At 69.5% G+C, this 21,334-nt stretch carries 18 protein-coding genes; 7 read left to right on the top strand and 11 right to left on the bottom strand.

What is annotated here, in order from left to right:
- Nucleotides 1-2: 2 nt before the first annotated feature.
- Nucleotides 3-623 (top strand): HEAT repeat domain-containing protein, encoded by a 621-nt coding sequence (locus HUA74_RS07265; RefSeq protein WP_174453948.1) that lies wholly within the window; start codon nucleotides 3-5, stop codon nucleotides 621-623.
- A gap of 10 nt (nucleotides 624-633) precedes the next feature.
- Here HUA74_RS07265 and HUA74_RS07260 read toward each other — a convergent pair whose 3' ends face one another.
- Complete coding sequence (locus HUA74_RS07260; RefSeq protein WP_174453947.1) at nucleotides 634-2,496, bottom strand: ABC transporter ATP-binding protein; 1,863 nt, start codon at nucleotides 2,494-2,496, stop codon at nucleotides 634-636.
- Nucleotides 2,497-2,539: 43 nt separating this feature from the next.
- On the bottom strand, nucleotides 2,540-3,475 hold the full coding sequence (locus HUA74_RS07255; protein ID WP_174453946.1) for a universal stress protein: 936 nt from the start codon (nucleotides 3,473-3,475) through the stop codon (nucleotides 2,540-2,542).
- A gap of 660 nt (nucleotides 3,476-4,135) precedes the next feature.
- Here HUA74_RS07255 and HUA74_RS07250 point away from each other — a divergent pair.
- Nucleotides 4,136-4,294: a hypothetical protein gene (locus HUA74_RS07250; protein ID WP_174453945.1), complete on the top strand. Its 159-nt coding sequence runs from the start codon at nucleotides 4,136-4,138 to the stop codon at nucleotides 4,292-4,294.
- A 78-nt stretch (nucleotides 4,295-4,372) separates the two neighbouring features.
- On the opposite strand, the gene HUA74_RS07245 is transcribed toward HUA74_RS07250, so the two are convergent.
- On the bottom strand, nucleotides 4,373-4,564 hold the full coding sequence (locus HUA74_RS07245; RefSeq protein WP_141643332.1) for a CsbD family protein: 192 nt from the start codon (nucleotides 4,562-4,564) through the stop codon (nucleotides 4,373-4,375).
- 460 nt (nucleotides 4,565-5,024) lie between these two features.
- On the opposite strand from HUA74_RS07245, the gene HUA74_RS07240 reads away from it, so the two are divergent.
- Nucleotides 5,025-6,800, top strand: a complete 1,776-nt coding sequence (locus tag HUA74_RS07240) for a methyl-accepting chemotaxis protein (RefSeq protein WP_141643331.1) — start codon at nucleotides 5,025-5,027, stop codon at nucleotides 6,798-6,800.
- 137 nt (nucleotides 6,801-6,937) lie between these two features.
- On the opposite strand, the gene HUA74_RS07235 is transcribed toward HUA74_RS07240, so the two are convergent.
- Both HUA74_RS07235 and HUA74_RS07230 read right to left on the bottom strand, forming a co-directional pair.
- A complete protein-coding gene (locus HUA74_RS07235) occupies nucleotides 6,938-7,795 on the bottom strand; it encodes a hypothetical protein (RefSeq protein WP_174453944.1) in 858 nt (285 codons plus the stop codon).
- A gap of 93 nt (nucleotides 7,796-7,888) precedes the next feature.
- A complete protein-coding gene (locus HUA74_RS07230; RefSeq protein ID WP_174453943.1) occupies nucleotides 7,889-9,490 on the bottom strand; it encodes an NAD(P)/FAD-dependent oxidoreductase in 1,602 nt (533 codons plus the stop codon).
- 211 nt (nucleotides 9,491-9,701) lie between these two features.
- Here HUA74_RS07230 and HUA74_RS07225 point away from each other — a divergent pair, with 211 nt between their 5' ends.
- Entirely contained in the window at nucleotides 9,702-11,528 is a 1,827-nt protein-coding gene (locus HUA74_RS07225; protein ID WP_371817205.1) for a CHASE domain-containing protein, read from the top strand.
- A gap of 54 nt (nucleotides 11,529-11,582) precedes the next feature.
- Here the strand turns inward: HUA74_RS07225 and HUA74_RS07220 are convergent, their stop codons facing one another.
- The 4 genes from HUA74_RS07220 to HUA74_RS07205 form a co-directional block, all read right to left on the bottom strand.
- The gene (locus HUA74_RS07220; protein ID WP_174453942.1) at nucleotides 11,583-13,871 is read right to left on the bottom strand and encodes a zinc-dependent metalloprotease; all 2,289 of its coding nucleotides are present in this window, start codon (nucleotides 13,869-13,871) and stop codon (nucleotides 11,583-11,585) included.
- Between the two features lie 184 nt (nucleotides 13,872-14,055).
- Complete coding sequence (locus HUA74_RS07215; RefSeq protein WP_141643326.1) at nucleotides 14,056-14,301, bottom strand: hypothetical protein; 246 nt, start codon at nucleotides 14,299-14,301, stop codon at nucleotides 14,056-14,058.
- A gap of 187 nt (nucleotides 14,302-14,488) precedes the next feature.
- Nucleotides 14,489-15,460 carry an aldo/keto reductase gene (locus HUA74_RS07210; protein ID WP_174453941.1) on the bottom strand — a complete coding sequence of 324 codons (972 nt, stop codon included), beginning with the start codon at nucleotides 15,458-15,460 and terminating at the stop codon, nucleotides 14,489-14,491.
- A 188-nt stretch (nucleotides 15,461-15,648) separates the two neighbouring features.
- Nucleotides 15,649-16,557, bottom strand: a complete 909-nt coding sequence (locus HUA74_RS07205; protein WP_174453940.1) for a LysR family transcriptional regulator — start codon at nucleotides 16,555-16,557, stop codon at nucleotides 15,649-15,651.
- Nucleotides 16,558-16,623: 66 nt separating this feature from the next.
- On the opposite strand from HUA74_RS07205, the gene HUA74_RS07200 reads away from it, so the two are divergent.
- Together HUA74_RS07200 and HUA74_RS07195 are read left to right on the top strand one after the other, a co-directional pair.
- Entirely contained in the window at nucleotides 16,624-18,081 is a 1,458-nt protein-coding gene (locus tag HUA74_RS07200) for an alpha/beta fold hydrolase (protein ID WP_174453939.1), read from the top strand.
- Between the two features lie 69 nt (nucleotides 18,082-18,150).
- Nucleotides 18,151-18,564 carry a hypothetical protein gene (locus HUA74_RS07195; protein ID WP_174453938.1) on the top strand — a complete coding sequence of 138 codons (414 nt, stop codon included), beginning with the start codon at nucleotides 18,151-18,153 and terminating at the stop codon, nucleotides 18,562-18,564.
- 31 nt (nucleotides 18,565-18,595) lie between these two features.
- Here HUA74_RS07195 and HUA74_RS07190 read toward each other — a convergent pair whose 3' ends face one another.
- Together HUA74_RS07190 and HUA74_RS07185 are read right to left on the bottom strand one after the other, a co-directional pair.
- Complete coding sequence (locus HUA74_RS07190; protein ID WP_174453937.1) at nucleotides 18,596-18,892, bottom strand: hypothetical protein; 297 nt, start codon at nucleotides 18,890-18,892, stop codon at nucleotides 18,596-18,598.
- Between the two features lie 45 nt (nucleotides 18,893-18,937).
- Nucleotides 18,938-20,227: a M48 family metallopeptidase gene (locus HUA74_RS07185; RefSeq protein WP_174453936.1), complete on the bottom strand. Its 1,290-nt coding sequence runs from the start codon at nucleotides 20,225-20,227 to the stop codon at nucleotides 18,938-18,940.
- A gap of 136 nt (nucleotides 20,228-20,363) precedes the next feature.
- Between HUA74_RS07185 and HUA74_RS07180 the strand changes: the two genes are divergently transcribed.
- Nucleotides 20,364-21,236: a class I SAM-dependent methyltransferase gene (locus tag HUA74_RS07180; RefSeq protein ID WP_174453935.1), complete on the top strand. Its 873-nt coding sequence runs from the start codon at nucleotides 20,364-20,366 to the stop codon at nucleotides 21,234-21,236.
- The last annotated feature ends 98 nt before the right edge of the window (nucleotides 21,237-21,334 follow it).

The raw sequence follows: 21,334 nt of genomic DNA, 5'->3' as shown, positions 1-21,334 counted from the left end.
CCATGAAGCCCCCCACGAAACGCACCGCCCGACGCCCTCGCGCTCCGGCCTTCCAGGCTCCTCCACCGGAGCTGGCGCTGCTGCTCGGCCCGCTCGAGACAGGAGACGAAGCCGCCCGACATCAGGCCGCCATGGTGCTGTTGCAACGCAAGGACCCCGTCACTGCACGTCACGTGGCCAGACTCCTGCGCACCGCCGCCGACCCCAAGGCCCGTGAGGTCTGCGCCTGGCTGCTCTGCAGCATCGACAAGGGCTCGCCCCCCGTCATCGAGGCCCTGCTCGAAGCCGCCGAGGACCCCTACGAGCACATGAGCGTCCGCGGTCAGTCCCTCGAGGCCCTCAGGCCATCAACGTCGTCGGGCCTGAACCGGCGCATCTTCCAGACCCTCATCGGCCTCCTCGAACACCCCGCCGTCGAGCTGCGCTTCTGGTCCTGCTTCGCCCTCGGCGCCCTCAAGCACCGCCCCGCCATCCCCGCGCTCCGCAAGGTCGCCGAGGAAGACGAGCGGGTGAACCCGGGCTGGTGGTACGTCGCAGAGGAGGCCCTCGACGCCATCGACCACATCGAGTCGAGGGAGTCTCCCGACCGCATCCCCGTCATGCGTCGCGGCAAGCGGGACTGAGCGCCTCGCCTCAGGTCTGATAGCCGCGCGCCTGCAAGCGGAACAGGTGCGCGTAGCGCCCGTCCTTCGCCATCAGCGCGTCATGACTGCCCAGTTCGTCCACGCCGCCGTTGTGCAACACGGCGATCTGGTCCGCCATCCGCACCGTGGAGAAGCGGTGCGAAATCACTATCGCCATCCGGTCCGCCGCCAGCGCCTGGAAGCGCTCGAACAACGCGTGCTCCGCCTCCGCGTCGATGCTCGCCGTGGGCTCATCCAGAATCAGTACCTCCGCGTCGTCCCGCATGAACGCTCGCGCCACCGCCAGCTTCTGCCACTGCCCCGCCGACAGCTCCTGCCCCTTCTCGAACCACCCGCCCAGCATCGTGTCGTACTGGCTCGGCAGCGTCTCAATCACCCCACTCGCCCCACCCTGCTCCGCCGCCTTCACGATGCGACCCCGGTCCTCCAGCGCCGGCACGTGCCCCAACCCGATGTTCTCCGCCACGTTGAACTGGTAGCGCACGAAGTCCTGGAACACCGCCCCGAAGCGGCTGCGCAAATCCCCCACGTCCATGTCCCGGATGTCCACGCCCCCGTAGAGGATGACCCCCTCCGTCGGCTCGTACAGCCGCAACAGCAGCTTCAACAACGTGCTCTTCCCCGCCCCGTTCTCCCCCACCAGCGCCAGCTTCTGTCCCGGCCGCAGCGTCAACGACACATGCCTGAGCGCCCACGCCTCCTTCCCCGGATAGCGGAAGGACACGTCGCGCAACTCAATGTCGTTGGTCGGCCCGCGCGGCGGTGACTTCGCCGGCAATACCCGGGGCGACTCGCTGCCCGTCGGAATCTCCAGGTACGTGAAGAGATTGCTCATGAAGAGCGCGTCCTCGTACATGGAGCCCACGCTCGTCAGGATGCCCTGGAACGCCGCCTGCCCCTGCCGGAACACCCCCAGGTACAACACCATGTCGCCCACGGTGATGGCCCCGTCCGCCGCCCGCCCCGCCACGAACAGATAGCAGCCGTAGAAGGCCGCCAGCGACAACACACCCAAACCCAGACCCCACCCCATCCGCTTGAAGGCCAGCGCGCGGTCCTCCGCGAAGAACTTCCGGAACAGCTCCCGGTAGCGCCCCAGCACCAGCTCCCCCAACCCGAAGAGCTTCACTTCCTTCACGTGACTGTCGCGCGTGAGGATCCACTCCAGGTAGTTCAGCTTGCGCCCCTCCGGCGCACGCCACGAGTAGAGCCGGAAGCCCGCCATCGCCAGCCGCGCCTCCGCGATGAACGCCGGAACCGACGCCACCACCAACACGACGACGCTCCACGGCGACAACGCAATCAACAGCGCCGCGAAGGTGGACAACGTAATCGCGTTGCGGACGATGGAGAACGCCTGCATCACCAGCGACAGCGGGCGACTGCTCGCCTCGCGCCGCGCGTTCTGCATCTTGTCGTAGGTGTCCGAGTCCTCGAAGTGCTGAAGCTCCAGCTCCAGCGCCTTCTGGAGAATCCGCTCGTTGAGCAGGTTGCCCAGGTTCGCGCGCAACAACTCCCGCGTCAGCGTCAGCCCCCGCTCCACCACCGCGGAGCCGAGCATCAACCCGAACTCCAGCCCCACCAGGCCATAGACGCGCGAGTGCGCCTCCGCCGAGCCCTGCGCGGACGCCACCACCGCGTCCACAATCAGCTTGCCCACCCAGGCGATGCCCGCCGGCAACACCGCCGCCACCAGCGTCAGCGCCCCCAGCAGCACCGCCCCCTGGGGGCTCGCCCGCCAGAAGAGCTGGAACGTGCCGGGGAGCTGCCGGAACAGGCTCCCGGCGCCCTTCAGGCGGTCTTTGAGGGAGGTCTTCGCGGGGGGCGTGGCATCAAGAGAACGAGGAGACACAGGGCGAGTTCATAACGCGCCCGGCGTCCGCGCGCTTGGCCCCTCACGACACCGCGCGCCCTTCGTGCCGGGACACCAGCACGTCGCACGAGGACCTCGCCAGCACCCGCTCCGCCAGCGAGACGCCGCACCCCTCGGCCTGCCCCGAGCCCGCCAGCGCCAGCAGGTCCGTGCCCAGCTCCGCCGCGTGCGCCAGGATGCTCTCGCCCGGCTCGCCTCCACGCAGCCGGGCCTCCAATTCGCGCCCCGTCTCCCGGTACGGAGCCAGGAAGCGGGCGAGCGCCACCCTCGCGGCGTCCTCCCGCTCCCGCTGCAACACCAGGAAGCTCTCCGGTGACGCCCCCCGCGCGCGCAGCGCCGCCTCGTCCGCGCGGGTGTCCACCACGTGCAACACCTCCACCAGCGTCAGGGGACACAACCTCAGCGTCAGCTCCAGCGCCCTCCGGGACTCGCGCGAGAAGTCCACCGCGACCAGCGGGCTCGCGTACGGCCGCGCCGGATGCGGCAACACCGTCAGCACCGACGTGTCCAACCGCCGCACCATCCGTCGCACCGTCGAGCGCTCACCGAGCTCCCGTCCCGGCACCGTCACGTGCGTGCCGCCCAGCACCACCAGCTCCGCGCCCTGCTCGCGCGCCACCGCCACCGCGGCGTCCACCGCGTCTCCCCGGCGCAGCTCCTCGTGCACCGTCACGTCCTGCCGCTGCCTCAACCGCCGCGCCACCGCGCTCACCGCCTTGCGCAGACACCGCTCCCCCGCCACGATTCCCGCGGGCGAGCCCTCCAGCGGAGGCCCCGCGTGCATCACCGTGAAGGTGGCTCCCATGCCCAGCGGAAGCCGCAGCGCCCGGGCCAGCGCCAGTTCGGAGCGCAGCGAGAAGTCCGTCGCCACCACCAGGCGTGTCATGCCCCTCGGGCCCCGGGAGGGCCCGGGTGACAACAATGGAATGTCCAGCCGGGTCAGCTCGTGCTGCCTCATCGCGAGACCCTCCTTTCGTCTGTCCCTACTTCTTTAGTGTCGGCGCCGTGGGGCGGTGACACGCCATCCCATGCACCTGACGCGACCTGGGCGAGCCGTTGCTCGTCGGTCCGCCGCCGTGACGCGGCGATGTCCAAGTCCTCGCTCCGAAGATTCAGGCCCTCGCGCCCAGATGCCACCCGTGCCGCGGGGACGGCGCGTGCCCGAGCAGACGACAGAGCCCCAAGGTCCTCGCGTGCACCGCTCCCCCTGCGTTCTGGACGACGCGCGCTCGCCGCGTGGCCCGGCGCTTCAGTCGGGTGACAGCGACGTCGTCGCGACTCAGACCTGGGTGAGGGTGGAGCACGACACCTCGTCGCGGGAGGCGAGACGTCACCAAGGGAGGCAGGGGCTCAAGCCCCCGCTGCGCGCGGGAAGGAGAAGTGCGTCGCACGGTGGACGGCCTCCCTGAAAAAACTCCAGGCGTCTGGCGTCCGTATCTCACGTGAGTCGTAAGGGACATGCACCCCGGCACGAAGATTGGCCCGCTTGGCACGTCCGAGGAGCGACAGAGCGACTCCTGCGGGCCGCGAGGAGCGCGGCCGAGGCTTTGCAGATGGGGTGCTACGGCAGCGCGGTGGGTGGCGGGTCGGACGGGATGCTGAAGAAGGGGGAGGGCCAATGCGCGGGGTCATCACCGGCAGAGAGGTGGTCACCAATCTGGGTCTCATCTACCGAGAGTTCGGCGCGGGCTGTGTGCTGCGCTGCTTGTGGGTGATGCTCAGTGGGAAGACCACGACGTTTCTTGAAGTGGCGTGTCCACCCGCGGCGAAGCGCTAGGGCGGATACAACGGCGACGGGTCACGAGGGCATGCCCCGCGACCCCGCCGTAGCAATCATCGTCTTCGCGGTACCGGACTAGGGCTCATCGCGGCGAGGCTTGTCGTCGTCCACCGCGTCCCGGACCGCACGCTTGGCGTCCTCGACCTTCTCCTTGGCGTGGCCCTTCGCCGTGTCGACCTTGCCCTCGGCCTCCAGCGAGCGGTCGCCCGTCGCGGCGCCCACGGTCTCCTTGATCTTGCCCTTGGCCTTGTCGATCAACTCACCCATGACGCATCTCCTTTGGCTTTGAGCTCCTGAGAGCCGTTGTGGTGAGAGTGTGAACACGCGCCAGGTGGCATGCAGGCGGCGCGACGACGCTCGCCTGCCCTGGGAGCATCAACGGCGGAGGCGCATCGGCCCGCCCGGGAGCCCACTTCGCCCAGCAACGGGCGGTCCCCTCGCTGATGTAGGTGCCGGTGTCAGCCTCCTGCCTCGCACGCGCCAGGAGCTCCGCATGGAGCGGCCCGCGCGCCACCCGCGTCTCGGAGCATGGGGTGGTAATCCCATAATTTTCCTTGAATTGCCTGACATGCAGACAGACAGGAGGTAGGGTCCCGCGCCGGTGCTGACGACCATGCAGACACGCTGCCTGGTTGGAATCCTTCTCTCAGGCTGAAACGGGACATTGACGCAAGGCGCGCCGGCCCGCACGCTGAGGTCACTGCCACCCCGGAGTCACTGCTTCCCGATGTCTACTCCTCCGCTTCCGACCCCTGGCGCGCTGTTCCGGCGGATGTACCTGCTGCGGTCCCTCATCACGACGGTGGCCTTCTGTCCGGCCCTCTACGTGGACATGCAATTGCTCTCACTGGAAGGGCCGCGCGCGACGCGCATCCTCCTGGGAGTCATCACGCCGCTGGTGTTGGGGTTGTGCGCGGTGGCGCAGCCGGTGCTTGTGATTCCGTGGCTCCTGAAGCGCGCCATGGCCTCGCAGGGGAAGCTGCGCGTGGAGCGGCTGATCCGCATCCCTTCGACGCTGGCGTTCGGCGAGTCGATGGTGTCGTGGTTCATTGGCGGGGTGCTCTTCAACGGCGGCGTGGCGTTGCTGTTGGACAGGCCCATGTCGGTGGTGCCGGTGGGCGTGGCGGTGGCGGTGAGCGCGGGGTTGTTCAGCAGCCCGCTCCTGTACATGCTCTATGAGCAGATGCTGATGCCCACCGTGCTGGAGGCATACCAGCGCGCGCCGAGTGCCCGGCCCGCGGGCGAGGGCTTCGCGCCGAGGCAGCTGTGGCTGCTTCCGGCCACCGTCGTGTCCGCGCTGCTCGTCACGTGTCTGACGAGCATCGTCACCCTGCACCTGAGGCTGGAGCGGGAGATGGGCGCGCTGGCGGCCGACATCGAGTCACGAGGACAGGCCGCGTCGGCCGACCGCGTGCGCGCCACCGTGGCGCCGCTGCAGCGCGACCTGGTGCTGCCGGTCATCATGTTCGGCGGTTATGCCGCGCTGGGTTCCATCCTCACGGCGGCGTGGGCCGCGCGCAGGCTCGCCAAGGGCTCGCGGGCGGTCGGTGCATCGCTGGAGGCGTTGGTGGAAGGCCGCGCCGCACCGCCGCGCTGGGTGTCCACGGACGAGCTGGGCGACCTGGCGGCGACGACGTGGCAGCTCTATCAGCGGCTCCAGGAGCTGCCTCGTTCGCTGCGCTCGTCGGCCGGGGACCTGGCCCAGGCGGGCAACCGGTTGTCGGAGGCCAGCAGCCAGCAGAACCAGACGTTGTCGCGACAGGCCGCGGCGCTGCATCAGGCGCGCGCCACCGCACAGGAAATCCAGCAGGCGTCGCATGTGGCGGCCTCGCGCGCCACCAGCATCCTCCAGGTCGCCGAGCGCGCCGCCGCCGTGGGCCGGCTGGGCGAGGAGTCCCTGCTCGGCACCGAGAAGGGCCTCGCCTCCATCCGCGAAATCGCCGACGGGCTGCATGAGCAGATGCAGGACCTGGGGCAGCGCGCCCGCGAGGTGGGTCGCGTGTCGGAAGTGGTGAAGGCGCTGGCGGACCAGTCGCACATGCTGGCCATCAACGCGGCCATTGAAGCCACGCGCGCGGGTGAGCACGGCAAGGGCTTTGGCGTGGTGGCGCGGCAGATGCGCGAGCTGGCGGACCAGTCCGTCCAGGCCACCAATCAGGTGCGCGGCCTGTTGGAGACGATGGCCTCGGCCGCAACCCAGGCGACGGAGATGACGGACCGGGGCGCCGCGGGTGTGGAGACGGCGCTGACGCCGCTGCGCACCAGTGGCGAGCGGCTGCGCGAACTGGCCACGCTGTCCCGCGAGTCCGCGTCCGCAGTGCGGCAGATCGCCGAGGCGGTGGCCCAGCAGCACCAGGGCGTGGACCAGCTCTTCGCCGCCGTGCGCGAGCTGGACGAACTCACGACGGACACGCTGCGCCACCTGGACACCACGCAGCAGGCCGCCGTCGCCGTCACGCATGCGACGGGACAGGTGTCCCAGCTCGCGCAGCGCTACGTCTGAAGCAGCGTCGCTTCCTCCGCTGACACCGGAGGCTCGGGCCCGAGCCTCCGTCCAGTGCGCGGCGCTACGTCTGAGCCCGCGCCTGTTCCTCCGCTGACACCGAAGGCCCGGCGAAGGCCTCCGCCCAGTGCGCGGCGCTACGTCGGAGCCAGCGTCGCTTCCTCCACTGACACCGGAGGCTCCGGCGCGAGGTGCCCATCCAACGTCAGCACTGGCGCGCGCAGCAGCACCATCAACCGTCCCGCGAGCACACCCAGGCGAGAGAGCCGCTCACGAGGCTCCTCGCCGCCCTCCTCGAAGCTGGCCGCATCCAGGTACGTCAGCTGAACCTCCGCGCGCCCCTGGAGCGCTCCGACCCGCGCGTCGAGCGCGGCCAGTCGCTGGAGCAGCGCCTCCAGGAAGTCCGTGGCCCGCGTCAGCGTCGCCGCGCAGTCCTCCAGACACCGCACACGCGCCTCCACCGTGTCCGGCGCGGGCGATGCGGCCCAGGGCGCCGCGGCGTGGAACAGCGACATCCCATCCAACACCACCGGCACCGCGTCCTCCTGCAACCAGCCCCGCTCCAACCACTCGAGCACCGGCACCAGCTCCGGCGGCGCCGTCGCCCCTGAACCGAACAGTGGCCACGCACGCCGCGCCGCTCGCGACACGGGCTCCGCGGGCAGCGCCTCCAGCGCGGCCAGGGCCTCGGCCGGGAGGACGTCCTCCCGCCTCGCATGCTCCCACCGCTCCAGGCGCGCCAGCAGCCCACGCAGCGGCTCCACCACCTCCGCCTTCGCCTTCACCTGCCGCTCGCCCAGCGAGGCCATCCCCGCGCGCACGCGCAGCCGGGTCGACTTGAGCGAGCCCAACGCCACCGCGTGCCGCTCACGAGCCGCGCGGACCTCCGGCGGCTCCGGCGCCCCCACGAGGCCCTCATCCAGGACCCGCTTCACGCCGAGCCCCAGCGCCGTCAGCACCAGGCCACCCACCGCCAACGGGATGAAGAAGGGCATACGCTCGCGACCTCCACGGACAGGGTGACAGCTTCGCATCCGTCACGCCCCCACGCGAGGGACCCCCTCCGTTCGCATGGAGGGGAAGGAAGCTCAGCCAGCGCGCGCCCGGGGCGCCTGCATCGACGACGGGCCCGCGGCCTCCCGCTTCGCGTCGTCCAGTGGCGGCACGTACGGCCAGCCCGGCAGCGGCCCCTGGCCCGCCTCGCGGTTGAGGTAGTCCGCCGCGATGTTGGCGCTCTCCATGATGGTGAGCAGCCCACTGCCCGGATGCGTGCCCCCACCCACCCAGAACAAGCCCTCCACGTCCGGACTCTTCACCCGGGGCCGCAGCGGACCCAATTGCATCCATGTATGAGAGAGATTGAAGACCGCGCCCCGGAACACGTTGAAGTCATCCCGCCAGGTCTCCGCCGTGAAGTAGCGCTCCTCGCGAATGTGCTCACGCACGCCCTTCAGCCCCACCTTCGCGAGCATGTCTGGAATGCGCTCGCGCAACGTGGCCTCCGTCTTCGCCCAGTCCACGGGCCGCGCCGTGTTGGGCGTGGGCACGAGCACGTAGAGCGTGGAGTGCCCCTTCGGCGCGCCGGACGGGTCCGTCACACACGGGTTGCACACGTAGAAGGGCGGGTCGTCCACGTCGACGCTCCGGTCCTCCAGCGCGTCCCGGTCCGTGCGCCGCGCCGCCTCCGAGAGATAGATGAGGTGGTGCGGCAGGTCCTCGTAGCGCGTGTCCAGCCCGTAGTACGCCATGAACGTGCTGCACGAGTACTTCGCCTTCTCCAGCGCCGCGTCCGTCAGCCGCGAGCCCTCGCGCGCCTCGGCGGGCACCAGCTTCGTCGCCGCGTACGGCAGGTCCGCGTTCATCACCACCGCGTCCGCGTCCAACACCTCGCCCCCCACCAGCGTCACGCCCACCACGCGCCCCGCCTCCACGCGCACGCGCTCCACCGGCGCGCCCATGCGGAACGTCGCGCCCAAATCTTGCGCGCACCGCATCATCCCTCGCGCCAGCTCTCGGAAGCCGCCGTCGACGTGCCACACACCGAAGGCCAGCTCCAGAAAGGGAATCACGCTGAACACCGACGAACACGTCGTCGGGTGCAGGCCCAGGTACTTCGACGGATACGCCAGCGCGTACGTCAGCCGGTCGTCATGGAAGAACGAGTCCAGGTGCCGGTACAGCGTCTGCCAGGGTTTGAAGCGCAGCGTGGGCGCCAGACGCCAGGGGGCGTAGTAACCCAGGCTTCCCGCGTGCGTGCAGATGAACTTCTCGTACGCGACGCCGTACTTCTGCTTCCCTTCCGCCAACCACCGGCGCATCGCCGCGGCCTGCTCCGGACCGAAGCGGGCGACCTCCGCCTCCATGCGCTCCGGGTGTCGGCTGGTGTCCAGGTGGGTGCCATCCCAGAAGTGCACCCGCGTGTTGACGTCCAGGGGGACCAGCTTCACGTAGTCCGCCAACCGCCGGCCCGCCCGCTCGAAGATGCGCTCCAACACACCGGGGAGCTGGAGGATGGAAGGACCAGTATCGAGCGAATACTCGCCCTGCGGTCCGAGCGTCAGGCCCTTCATCCGCCCGCCGGGCACCGGGTCCTTCTCCACCACCGTGACTCGAAAGCCCTGGCCGGCCAGGTTGATGGCGGCGGACAGCCCACCCGGTCCCGCTCCCACGACGATGACGTGACGCACCATGGCTCCTAGAATGCCCTGAGCGAGCAGCCGTTGCAGTGTCCGTGGTGCGAACGGGCGGGCGGGGATTGTGTTTCGGCCCCGGACGTTTCTCCTGGAGGACACGCGCGGGTGGGGACGGCTTGAAGGGGGCCGCCGCGCACTCGAAGCTCGCGTCGTCGTTCTCCCGGCCCCTTCCCCGGCAACCTCCCTCCGGTCCTGCTTCCGCGAAGCCGTGTCGCCCCCCCTCCTCTCCCACCTGCGCCGCAACGCGGCCGCGTATGGCGCCCTGCTGATGGGGCTGCTCATCACCGCCGGGGCCACCGCCTACGTCCAGCGCGGCGTGGACCTGCGCCGGGAGCAGCTCTTCGAGAACGCCGTCACCGACGGCAGCGTGGCGCTCCTGCAACGCATGGACATGTACCAGGCCATGTTGCTGGGCACGCGCGGGGTGTTCAGCGGCAGCCAGGAGGTGGAGCGGCGGGAGTTCCGCGCGTACACCGCGAGCCTGGAGGCCCGGCGGCGTTTTCCTGGCATCCAGAGCATCGGCTTCGCCCAGTGGCTTCGCGAGGAGGACCTTCCACGGCACGAGGCCGAGGTGCGCGCCGAGGGCTTCCCCGACTATCGCGTCCGTCCCCGCATCGTGCGGCAGGACCACGCCGTCATCACCATGGTGGAGCCCTTCGACGGGAACAACGCTCGCGCGTTCGGCTTCGACATCACGTCCGAGCCCGTGCGTCACGCGGCCCTCCAGCGCGCGCTGGAGACAGGCCTGCCCGCGGCCTCCGGCAAGGTGAGGCTGGTGTCGGAGCCGAAGAGCGCACCGGACCGACAGGTGGGCTTCCTGCTCTACGTGCCGCTCTACGAGGAGCCCGAGCCCTCGACCCCCGAAGCACGCCGCGCCCAGATTCAGGGCTTCGTGTTCGGCGCCTTCCGCATGAGGGACCTGGTGGAGGGCCTGCGCTTCCCCGGCTTCCAGTCCACCATCGACCTGACCATCTACGATGGGGGCGGCACCCGCGCGACGGACCTCCTCTACACCTCGCGCTCCGAGCAGGCCCCGAAGGGGCGCGGCCTGCTCCGTGAGCAGCTCACCGTGCTGGTGGCGGGAACACCCTGGACGCTGGTCTTCACCACGCGGCCCGCCTTCTTCGAGGGGACGCGCTCCAGCCACCCGGCCACGGTGGCGGGCGGTGGGCTGCTGATGTCGCTGCTGGTGTTCCTCGTCACGCGCGCCCAGGTGAACGCGAGGGCCAGCGCGGAGCGCGCCAGCGCCGAGCAGCGACGACTGGCGAGCGAGGCCCGAGCGGCGGTGCGGGTGCGCGACGAGTTCCTCAGCGTCGCCGCGCACGAGCTGCGCACGCCGCTGACGTCCCTGAAGCTCCAGCTCCAGCTCCTCTTCCGACAGCTCCACCAGGGCGAGCCCGTGGACACGGTGCGCCTGGAGCGCGGCGTGGAGACCTGCGAGCGGCAGACGACCCGACTCACCAAGCTGGTGGACAGCCTGCTGGACGTGTCGCGGCTGTCGAGCGGCAAGATGGAGCTCCAGTTGGAGCCGCTGGAGCTGGGAGAGCTGGTGCGCGAGCTGGTGCGCCGCTTCGAGGCGGAGGCGCAGACGATGAACGTGCGCCTGGACGTGGACACGCCCGAGCCGGTGACGGGCCGGTGGGACCGGCTGCGACTGGAGCAGGTCATCACCAATCTATTGTCCAACGCGCTCAAGTATGGACACGGCGCACCCGTGGAGGTTCGCGTGCTCGGGGACGAGGCGGAGGCCCGGCTGGAGGTGAGGGACCGGGGCATCGGCATCGCGCCCGAGGACGCGGCGCGCGTGTTCGACCGCTTCGAGCGCGCGGTGTCCAGCCGCCATTACGGCGGTCTGGGCCTGGGGCTGTTCATCACCCGCCAGCTCGTCGAGGCACATGGCGGACGCATCTTCCTGGAGAGCCACCCCGGTCAGGGCACCACCTTCATCGTCGTGTTGCCTCGCGCCGGACCGGTCCCCGGGACGCAGATGCCACCCCCACCCCCGACGGAGTCCACCGGGCCGCTCGCGCCCTGAGTGGGAGCCGAGCCCGACGGGAGGACACGCCCCCCGCCGGGCTCGTGCCACCTGTCAGCGGTAGTACGGGGACACGGCCGCGGAGATGCGGCTCACCAGGTCCTCCGTCTGAACCCGGTCGATTTCGGGCAGCGACGGGAGCCCCAGGGTGAGCGTGTCACGCAGCTCGCGCAGCAGCAGGTACGCGGGCAGCGACTGCTGGGCCTCGAGCACATCCACCAGGGTGCGGCGCGCGGCGTACCCGCGCACTCCATCCGTGTTGAGGATGATGGCCTCGATGTCGGCGAGCATGGGCGTCAACAGCGCGGGCGTCAGCGCGGGGTTCGAGGTGAAGGAGCCCCGGTCCGTCGCCGGGTCCAGGTACAGGCGCTGGAAGATGCGCCGCGTGAGTTCATCCGCGCGGGCCGGATAGTCGGGCCGGGCCCCCGGGGGAATCACGAGCGGCGGACGCAGCTTCGCCATGAGGAAGTCGTAGGCCAGCACCTGCGTCGGCGGGTCCGCGACGCGCACGAACCCCAGGTAGGGAGACGAGTAGTGATTGAAGTACCCCTGCAGCCGCTCCCAGGAGAGCGGGCTGTTCAGCAGGTGGTCCTCGTGTCGCTGGAACGCCGGGCCGTGCCACTGCGCGAGGGAGTCCGCGAAGCGGTCATACGTCGTGCAGTACGGGTCCGTGCGCCGGTCATCATCCGAGCAGAACGGCTCGGTGGGCAGCGTTTGCGACAGGCCATAGAGATAGCGCACGGCGCTGGTGTCGTAGACGCCCGGCGCATCCATCAGGACCCTGTCCACGGGGTCCAGGTAGTCCATCACCGACGACGAGGCGAGGGACGTGGCACTGCCGTCGTTGACGCGTGAGCCGGAGAAGTTGTGGCGCAGGCCCAGCGTGTGGCCCACCTCATGAAGCATGATGCTCGTGATGGAGCGCTCCACCTGCTGCTTCCGGGTGAGCCCCGCCAGCCGTCCGTGGACCTCCGCCTGGACCCGGGCACGCGACTGGCGCGGGTCCGGGGCACGCATTCCGCAGGCGCTTCCTCCCGACAGGCCCGCCCACGTCAGGCGCAGGGAGTCCTCGGGTGGCGCGAAGTGAGCGAGGGCCTCGTCATCGACGGGCGCGTCATCTCCGTAGGTGAGGACCGCGTCCAACACCCAGCTCATCGGGTAGTAGACGCTCGCGCCCCGAATCTCGCCGGTGTCGGGGTTGCTCCGCCAGTTGGCGAAGGCCAGGGGCATCAGCTCGTCCGTGTCGAAGATGACGACGTTGCGGTCATCGTCGGCGAAGTCGCGCATGCCGCCCCCGACGACCGCCTCGAACACCTTGAAGCCGAACGCGGCATTCCAGCCCTCGATGCCGCGCTTCATCGCCCCCACGACGTCATAGTCCCGGAAGCGCGGGTCCTGCTGCACCGTGAGCACCGTGTCCATGATGTGCCAGCGGATGGGCGTCATGCCCGGGTGGATGTTCCACTTCACGGCCACCTGCCGGATTTCCTCCACCGTCGTGTTGGGGACGATGCTCCGGGCGCTGCGGAAGTAGTGCTCCCGAGGCGGCAGCGGCGTGGGCGTGTAGCCCGGCCCCTCCGCGTAGCGGCGCAGGGAGATGCCCAGGGTGCCCGCGGCCCGGAAGGCGTTGTCCTCGTTGTAGTAGGACGCCCACTCGTAGGGCAGGTCCGAGTAGCCCGTGAAGACCTGCTCGAAGGCGACCCCATCGGCGAGCCGCCGGAAGCGCTGCGCGAAGCTCAGCTCCACCTGGAAGTGGATGGTATTCACCCCCAGCCTGTCACCCACCACGCCGTAGCGGTTGAGCCCCGCCGAGGGGTCGATGAGCACGTACTGGCTCGCGCCCGGCAGACGGTTGAAGGCGCGATGGTCCGTGACGATGGGGTACGCATCCACCAGCACCTGCGGGTCGAACACGTCGCTCATGACCTTGCGTCGGTCGACGTCGAAGACGAAGAGCTTGCCGTTCTGCTCCTCGAAGCTCACCACCTGGCTGCCCAGCACCTCGCCCGCCAACCGGCCGACGCCGCCCGGGTGCCACTGCTTGGTGAACGCGGTGAGGAACCACTTCTGCTTCAGCTCACCGCGCCGGATGGCCAGGTAGAAGCTGGCCCCCGCGTTGTCCACCACGCCGTCGAGCCGCTGGGAAATCGTCGCCCGCTGCTCCGCGCTCACCTCCCGGGGGATGGAGACGAAGGCCCCTTCCAGCTCCACCCCGAGGTCCACCTCCGGGGCGTCTTCCGGCACGGAGGCGGGCGGAGGGTCGCCGCAGCCCGTGCTTAGAAACATCGCCAGCGAAAGGGCGCTCCACCACGCTCGGCGTCTGTGATTGCTCCATTGAGGCATGCCGTGCTCCACACAACCGGATGGAGGGATTTCCATCCGGTGTCGGAGCAACGGGACGCCTTCACTGCGCCCCTCACGCGCGACAGGCCATCACCACCGCGGCGCAACGACTCCGCCGCGGGAACGATATGGCTTTCACGGGGAAGCGTTCCTGCCCGCCCCGAGGCGCGCGAACCGGGTGTTGTTACTCGTACGTCGGAAGACAGCGGCTGCCGACCGCCGTGTACGGCTGCCAGACACAGCGCTGCGAGCCCGTCCTACAGGCCTCCTGCGTCTTGAACTGCGCGCAGAAACATTCCCAGGCATTGGCGCTGGAGCAGAGCTCCTGCTCCGTCCCGGAGACAGCCTCCGGCTCGGTTCCAGCGGACTCGACACCACCACCACACGCGGACAGACCCAGGAGCGAAAACAACACGACCAAGCGACGCATGATGTGAACTCCAGCGCGATGAGGGCGCAGCCACCCTCGGTGAGCTGGACCTTGCCTCAGGCATCAGAGGGGTGTCCAGGATTACAAGGAAATAAGAATTTCCCAGCAACGACAGTGCCTCGTGAGAGGCACCGATTCCTAGACACCGACGGACGACAGGTGGCGCAAGGTGGAGGGTGGCGCGGCGCTACCAGGCGTAGTCCTCGGGCGCGGGACGGTGCCCCGGGAAGATTTCATCCAGCCGGGCCAGGGCCTTGTCATCGAGCTTCACCTCGAGCGCTCGGAGCGCCGCGTCGAGCTGCCCCGCGGTGCGGGGTCCGATGATGGGCGCGGTGACGGCGGGTTGGTGCAGCAGCCACGCCAGCGAGACGTCACCCGGCTCGTGTCCCAGCTCGGCGGCGAGACTCTCGTAGCGTTCGATTCGCTCGCGATTCTTCTGGAGGGCTTCCTGCGCGCGGCCCTCCAGCCGGCGCTTGCCCTCGCGCTCCTTCTTCAGCACGCCGCCGAGCAGACCGCCCTGGAGCGGAGACCACGGCAGGATGCCGACGCCGTAGTGCTGAGCGGCGGGCAGCACCTCCAGCTCCACGGTGCGCGCCATCAGGTTGTAGAGGGACTGCTCGCTCACCAGCCCCATGAAGTCGCGTCGCGCGGCGGCGGCCTGGGCCTGGGCGATGTGCCAGCCCGCGAAGTTGCTGCTGCCGACATAGAGCACCTTGCCCTGGGCGACGGCGACCTCCATCGCCTGCCAGATTTCCTCCCACGGCGTGGCGCGGTCCACGTGGTGGAACTGGTACAGGTCGACGTAGTCGGTGCGCAGCCGCTTGAGGCTGGCGTCCAGCGCGCGGCGGATGTTGAGCGCGGACAGCTTGCCCTCATTGGGCCACTCCCCCATGGGGCCGTAGAGCTTGGTGGCGAGCACGGTGCGCTCGCGCCGACGGCCGCCCTGCGCGAACCAGTTGCCGATGATCTGCTCGGTGCGGCCCTTGTTCTCGCCCCAACCGTAGACATTGGCCGTGTCGAAGAAGTTGATTCCCCGCTCCAGCGCGGAGTCCATGATGGCGTGCGCGTCAGGCTCCTCGGTGGTCCAGCCGAAGTTCATCGTGCCCAGGCACAGCCGACTGACAGAGAGCCCCGAGCGCCCCAGGTTCGTGTACTTCATGTCGACTCCCTCGCGGCCGGATGGAAGGACGCTGCGCGTTGGGGAACGGTCCGGCCGGATGCCGTTCGAGCGCGCCACAGTGACGACTTGCATCCAGTGCGTCGAGTCCGAACAGGACCACCGTTCAATCCCTGCCCTTCGACCCGGACTCTCGCAGGGGGCGTCACGAGCGTCGGGGGGCCACGGACTCAGCGCAGCGCCACCGACGTCATTCGCGACACGATTCGCAGACAGGCCTTGAGGGCGGGGCCTGGGGGCGTGGGAGCGCGGGCAATCACCAGGTCCACATGGCGGGGAGCTCCCGCGACGGCGCGGTAGACAGCGCCCTCGCGGGAGAAGGTGCGGACCGACTCCGGGAGGATGGCGCACCCGAGCCCGGCCGCCACCAGGCTCACCATGGTGAACCACTCCACCGCTTCGGTGACGAACGTGGGCGTAAACCCCGCCTCCAGGCACATGCCCATCATCGCGTCATGCAGCGACGGCGCCGTGTCCCGCGCGAAGCCGATGAAGGGCTCATCCGCGAGCTGCTCCAGCGGCACCCGCGCGCGGCGCGCCAGCCGATGACGCGACGGCAGAACCAGCACGAGCGGCTCCCGGCGCAGCGTGTCGACGCGAACCCCTGGCGCGATGACGGGCCCGCGCACGAAGGCAACGTCGAGCTGTCCCAGCCGGACCTCCTCCAGGAGCGTCACGCTGTCCGCCTCGCGCAGCATGAGGTGCACATCCGGGTGCTCGGCCCGCAGGCCGCGCAGGACGTCCGGCACCAGGGCGAACGCGGCCGGATTGACGAACCCGACGCGCAGCAAGGACTGCTGCTCCCTGGCGGTGCGCTGGGCGGCCTCCGCCGCATGGGACAGGTGGACGAGCGCTCGCCTTCCCGCTTCGAGCAGCGTCCTGCCCGCCGGGGTCAGCTCGACGCGCCGCCGGTCCCGCTTCAGGAGCTGGCAGCCCAGCTCCTCCTCCAGCCGGCGAATCTGCTGACTCAGCGCGGGCTGCGCCAGACGCAGCCGCTCCGCGGCCTTGCGGAAGTGCAGCGTCTCCGCGACCGCGATGAAACACGTGAGGCGACGGGCATCGAGCGTGGGTGAGATCACTTCGCTATCACAGGCCTGGATTTCGGTATTGGACGCGAGGCGGGGACCTGACTTCTAACGGAGCGCATGTCCTCGAGCATCATGGCCTTCCTGGCATCGCTGTCACTCGCCATTTCGGGCGTGCCCCGGTTCGAGCCCGCACCCTGCCCCTCCACCGTGGAAGCCGGAGAGGGCATCGACTGTGGGTTCCTGGTGGTTCCGGAGAATCGGAGCAAGGCGGAAAGCCGCTCCATCCGGCTGCCGGTGATGCGCCTGCGAAGCCGCGCCGAGCGCCCGGCGAAGGACCCGCTGCTCTTCATGCCGGGCGGTCCCGGGGTCAGCTCCGTGGCCCGGCTGCGCTCCGGGAAGAAGAACCTCCTGCTCGACGAGCGCGACCTCATTGTCCTCGAGCAGCGCGGCGTGAAGATGGCCCAGCCAGCGCTGGAGTGCCCCGAAATCAACACGCTCAAGGGTGAGATGGCGGCGGGCCGGCTGCGCGGCGCCAGTGCCCAGAACGCGCTGACGAAGGCGGCGGGCCGCTGCCGTGCGACGTTGACGGCGTCCGGGGTCGACCTGGACGGGTACACGACGACGGCGACGGCGGATGACATCGAGGATTTGCGCAAGGTCCTCGGCTACGAGACGTGGAACCTCCAGGGCCTCTCCTACAGCACGCGGTTGATGCTCACCGTGCTGCGCAGACATCCGGCGGGAGTGCGCTCGGTCATCCTGGATTCGGTGCTGCCGCCCGAGGTGAACTTCGACGAGGTCGCCGCGATGAACCTGCTGCGCTCGCTCGACCTCGTGTTCGACGGGTGCGCCATCGACCGCGAGTGTTCGGCCGCGCATCCCGACTTGCGCAAGCGCTTCGCCCAGCTCGTCGCCACCGCCGAGCGCAAGCCCTTGCCGCTCGTCTTGAAGGAGTCCGCTACGGGAGGTCGGCCGGTGGAGGTGCATGGGGCGCAGGTCGTCGAGGCCCTCTATTCGGCGCTGCATGACCCCGAGCGGATTCCCCTTCTCCCGCGCATCATCAGCCGGGCGGCGGCGGGCGATTACTCGGAACTGACGCCGCTGGTGGAGAACAGCCTGGGTCCGTCGACGATGAGCTGGGGGCTGCGGCTGTCGGTCTGGTGCTCGGAGGAGATTCCGTTCGAGGACCCGAAGCGCATCGCGGCGCAGCGCTCACCGGCCCTGGGGCTGGGCGGGGTGGACGAAGGGACTGCGTCCATGGAGACGTGCCGGGTGTGGAACGTGGCGCCGGTGCCCGCAGAGGAGAACACGCCGGTGAAGAGCGACGTGCCGACGCTCATCTTCGCGGGGGAGTTCGACCCGGACACGCCTCCTGACTGGGGACGGCAGTTGCTCGAGTCCATGCCACAGGCCCGCTACGTCGAGCTGCGGGGCTACAGCCATGGCGCGTCGTTCAACCGCTGCGGCGGACAAGTCACCATGGCCTTCCTACGCGACCCCAAGGGGCCACTGCCCCTGGACTGCGTCCTCCAGCTTCGCGGCGCGGACTTCGGCAAGAGCGCAGCGGCACCTTGAGGCGCCGTTGCGTCCGAGGCGCTAACCTCTGGAGGCATGACGACCAGGACACTCCCGTTCCGAGGGAGCATGAGCCACAAGCCTTCCGAGAGCCTCCGTCACGATATCGAGCGGTGGCTGAGAGAGTTCCTGCTCAATCCCACGGAGCCCGCTGACCAGCGCGAGCGGGCCCGCGAGCTCGGCGGGCTGCCCCTGTACGCCGACATGGGCGGCCTGGTCGTCCTTCGCCCAGACGGCACGGTGTTGACGTACGACTGGGAGGACTCCAAGTCCGAAGCGACTGATGACGTGTGGAAGGTGGTCGCACTCACCACGAGCCGCGAGAAGTACCCCGGACTGCGGGAGCTGTTGCCCGAGCGCACCGTGAGCGCGCTCGACTGCGCGGCCTGCACGGGGACGGGGTCCATCCTCCGCACCGCGACGTGCTGGAAATGTCTGGGCCTCGGCTGGCACGAGCCAGAGGCCGTTGGCGTCGCGGGTTGAAGGAGCCTCGCCGGAAGCCAGCGTCACTCCATCAAGCCACGTGAGATGCGCGACGAACGCGCCGCTGCACGAAGTGGGTGAGCAGCAACACCACGCCCCACCACACCAGCCCCCAGACAAGGACGACCGCGCCCCAGCCGAGCACCGAGGGTCCCGCCCAGCCGCCCGACGGCTCCTGCGACAAGACAGGGAGCCCCAGGGCACGCAGGGGCATCAGCGGCAGGTAGACAGACCCAGCGAGAGCGGGCGCAATCGACGCCGGGATGAAGACAATCGCGAGGAAGTGCAGCGCCATCATCGCGCCCCAAGCCACCCATCGAATCAGCATTGCGTCACAGCCTCTGGTGAGCGGGCCCATGAGTCAAGGGCAGCCTCAGGGCACGGCGAAGGCACGCAGGTGCGTCCACTCGTCCTTCACCGTCGCGGCCAACATCGCCTCCTGCAGCGAAGGGAGAGGCCACGCGTCAAGCTCGAGACTCCTCGAGACACGCGCGACCTCTCGTCCCTCTTCGAGAGCCAGCACCGCTTGGGCCAGTCGCTCGGAGTCCATGAGCAGCACGGCCCCCTCCCTCATCGTGTTCAGCCCCACCAGGCGCTCGACGAGCGTCGACTCGGCCGCCATGCGCTCACCCAGGGACCACAGCACCCGCCCCAGCCGCATGCGGTGGTCAGCGGAGAGCCCCTCGCCGGAGGCCTTGACGACCTTGGAGATCAAATAGGACCCGTCAATCACCAACTCACTCACCGTCACCATGAACGCGCCATTCTCGGGGTGAGCCACCCCCGCTGACCTCAGGAGCCGCTCCGCTTCCGCGTACATCGACACGGTGGACGTGGGCCGGAAGTCGGGCAGGGCCGCGATGCGCTCCAGTTCGCGGAGCTCTTCGTCGGTGAACGGCGCATCGGCCACGCGAGGCTCCAACAGGAGCAGGAGGGAGCGCTGCATGTCCGTCGGCGCATCCTCCGCGAAGCGACGGAGTCGTGACCGCAACAGGTCGCGCTGCTCCCCAGCCAGGACATCGCGCTGGAAGAACGCCAGGGCGGCCAGCAGCAATCCAGGGTCCTTGACCTCCTCCAGATGCGCGAACAGCCAGCGCCGCGACTCCGCATCAAGCTCGTCGCCCGCGAGCGCGAGCACCAGCCGGACCTCCGCGCTGTTCGTCCGCCCCCAGGCTCCAGCCAGCAGTGCCTTCGCCTTCTCCAGGAGATCACCCATCCCGTCGAACAGGTCGCGGTCCTGGAACCCCGGACGCCCCGCCTTCCTCCACGCCCACAAGAATGAGTCGCGCCAGTCCTCTGTCGGGTGGGTACCGCGCCTCTCGATGAGCACTTCGAGGACCGGTGCTTCGAGACTCGCGGGCGCCGATGCGCGCAGGCGCTTCACCATCCCCGTGGCCTCCTTCAGCGAGCCCCGCTCCAAAAAGACACAGGTCTGGACGAAGAGGGCCTTCGCGTCCGTGGGCGCGTCAGCGAGGGCTTCATCGAGTTGCCGCTGCGCGGTGTCGAAGTCCTTCCGCTCCGTGGCCTCGACAGCGCGCGCCACTCGCACGGAAGTCTGCTCCCGCTGGGACAGCAGCAAGGGAGTGGCCTGAGGATGCATACCGCCCGGGGTGGTGGAACACGCGGCGACGAACAGGAGCAGGAAGGAACGCGCGAAAGACATGGGCGCTCCGAGCCTACCCGAAGTCACCGTGGAGACCCGCCCCTGCCCTGGCGGCACGCGGGTGGTGCATTTCTTCCAAGCGCTCGCGGCCCGTTCGGGGTGGAATCCGCGTCCAACATCCTGGAGGCCACACCCCATGTCGTCGACCGCTTCACCGCTCGCAGCCCCCGAACCGTGGGACCTCGTCGCGCCCGAGTACGTGCGCGAGCTGCTCCCCGTGTTCGAGAACTTCGCCCGGGACGCCCTCTCCCGCATGGCCGTCGGCCCGGGCTCGCGCGTGGTGGATGTGGCGGCGGGTCCCGGCACCGTCTCCCTGCTCGCGGCGCGACAGGGCGCCCGCGTGACGGCGGTGGACTTCGCCCCCCAGATGCTCTCCGCGCTGCGTGAGCGCGCCACCGCGGAAGGGCTCGACATCGAAGCGCTCGCGGGCGACGGCATGGCCCTGCCCCTGCCCGACCAGGCATTCGACACCGCCTTCTCCCTCTTCGGCCTGATGTTCTTCCCGGACCGCCCGCGCGGCTTCCGCGAGCTGCACCGCGTGCTCGTCCCAGGCGGCCGCGCCATCGTGTCCAGCTGGCTGCCCTTGGAGCACTCCCCCGCGATGAACACCGTCTATCAAAGCTTCGCGGAGCTGATGACAGGCGGCGGCGGTGGCGGTGGCGCGCCTCGGGACGGCATGATGCCCCTATCGGATCGGGAGACGTGTCTGCGCGAGATGGCCTCGGCTGGCTTTGACGAGGTCGCCGTGTACGAGACGACGGCCCGCGCCGAATACCCATCCACCGCCGCCATGGTGGACTCCATGATTCGCGCGAGCGCCCCCGTCGTCCTGGCGCGCAAGGCCCTGGGTGAGAAGTGGCCCTCCATCCAGCAGGCCCTGCTGGAGAAGGTCTCCACCGTCCTGGGCCCGGGACCCCAGGTCGGCCTCTTCAATGCCTACCTCACCACTGGCATCCGCCATCCGTCCGCGGCGTCCAAGAACAGACACCCCACCCCCGACAAGCGTTGACCGAAAGACAGTCCCACCACTTTTCCCGGCCCCTGGAGCCCGGAACGCTCGATTGTGACCTTTCCTCTCTCCGGAACGTCTGCGATGTCATTGCGACT

Source organism: Myxococcus sp. CA051A (genome assembly GCF_013336705.1).
Taxonomy (GTDB): domain Bacteria; phylum Myxococcota; class Myxococcia; order Myxococcales; family Myxococcaceae; genus Myxococcus; species Myxococcus llanfairpwllgwyngyllgogerychwyrndrobwllllantysiliogogogochensis.
The sequence above is the reverse complement of the archived record's forward strand: the minus strand, read 5'-3'. Positions and strand labels throughout refer to the sequence as shown.

Coding starts and splice junctions, on each gene's coding strand:
- HUA74_RS07250 (WP_174453945.1), top strand. CDS start 4,136: ATGCGCGGGGTCATCACCGGCAGAGAGGTGGTCACCAATCTGGGTCTC.
- HUA74_RS07185 (WP_174453936.1), bottom strand. CDS start 20,227: ATGTCTTTCGCGCGTTCCTTCCTGCTCCTGTTCGTCGCCGCGTGTTCC.
- HUA74_RS07200 (WP_174453939.1), top strand. CDS start 16,624: ATGTCCTCGAGCATCATGGCCTTCCTGGCATCGCTGTCACTCGCCATT.
- HUA74_RS07230 (WP_174453943.1), bottom strand. CDS start 9,490: ATGGTGCGTCACGTCATCGTCGTGGGAGCGGGACCGGGTGGGCTGTCC.
- HUA74_RS07255 (WP_174453946.1), bottom strand. CDS start 3,475: ATGAGGCAGCACGAGCTGACCCGGCTGGACATTCCATTGTTGTCACCC.
- HUA74_RS07240 (WP_141643331.1), top strand. CDS start 5,025: ATGTCTACTCCTCCGCTTCCGACCCCTGGCGCGCTGTTCCGGCGGATG.
- HUA74_RS07265 (WP_174453948.1), top strand. CDS start 3: ATGAAGCCCCCCACGAAACGCACCGCCCGACGCCCTCGCGCTCCGGCC.
- HUA74_RS07235 (WP_174453944.1), bottom strand. CDS start 7,795: ATGCCCTTCTTCATCCCGTTGGCGGTGGGTGGCCTGGTGCTGACGGCG.
- HUA74_RS07215 (WP_141643326.1), bottom strand. CDS start 14,301: ATGCGTCGCTTGGTCGTGTTGTTTTCGCTCCTGGGTCTGTCCGCGTGT.
- HUA74_RS07190 (WP_174453937.1), bottom strand. CDS start 18,892: ATGCTGATTCGATGGGTGGCTTGGGGCGCGATGATGGCGCTGCACTTC.
- HUA74_RS07220 (WP_174453942.1), bottom strand. CDS start 13,871: ATGCCTCAATGGAGCAATCACAGACGCCGAGCGTGGTGGAGCGCCCTT.
- HUA74_RS07210 (WP_174453941.1), bottom strand. CDS start 15,460: ATGAAGTACACGAACCTGGGGCGCTCGGGGCTCTCTGTCAGTCGGCTG.
- HUA74_RS07245 (WP_141643332.1), bottom strand. CDS start 4,564: ATGGGTGAGTTGATCGACAAGGCCAAGGGCAAGATCAAGGAGACCGTG.
- HUA74_RS07180 (WP_174453935.1), top strand. CDS start 20,364: ATGTCGTCGACCGCTTCACCGCTCGCAGCCCCCGAACCGTGGGACCTC.
- HUA74_RS07195 (WP_174453938.1), top strand. CDS start 18,151: ATGAGCCACAAGCCTTCCGAGAGCCTCCGTCACGATATCGAGCGGTGG.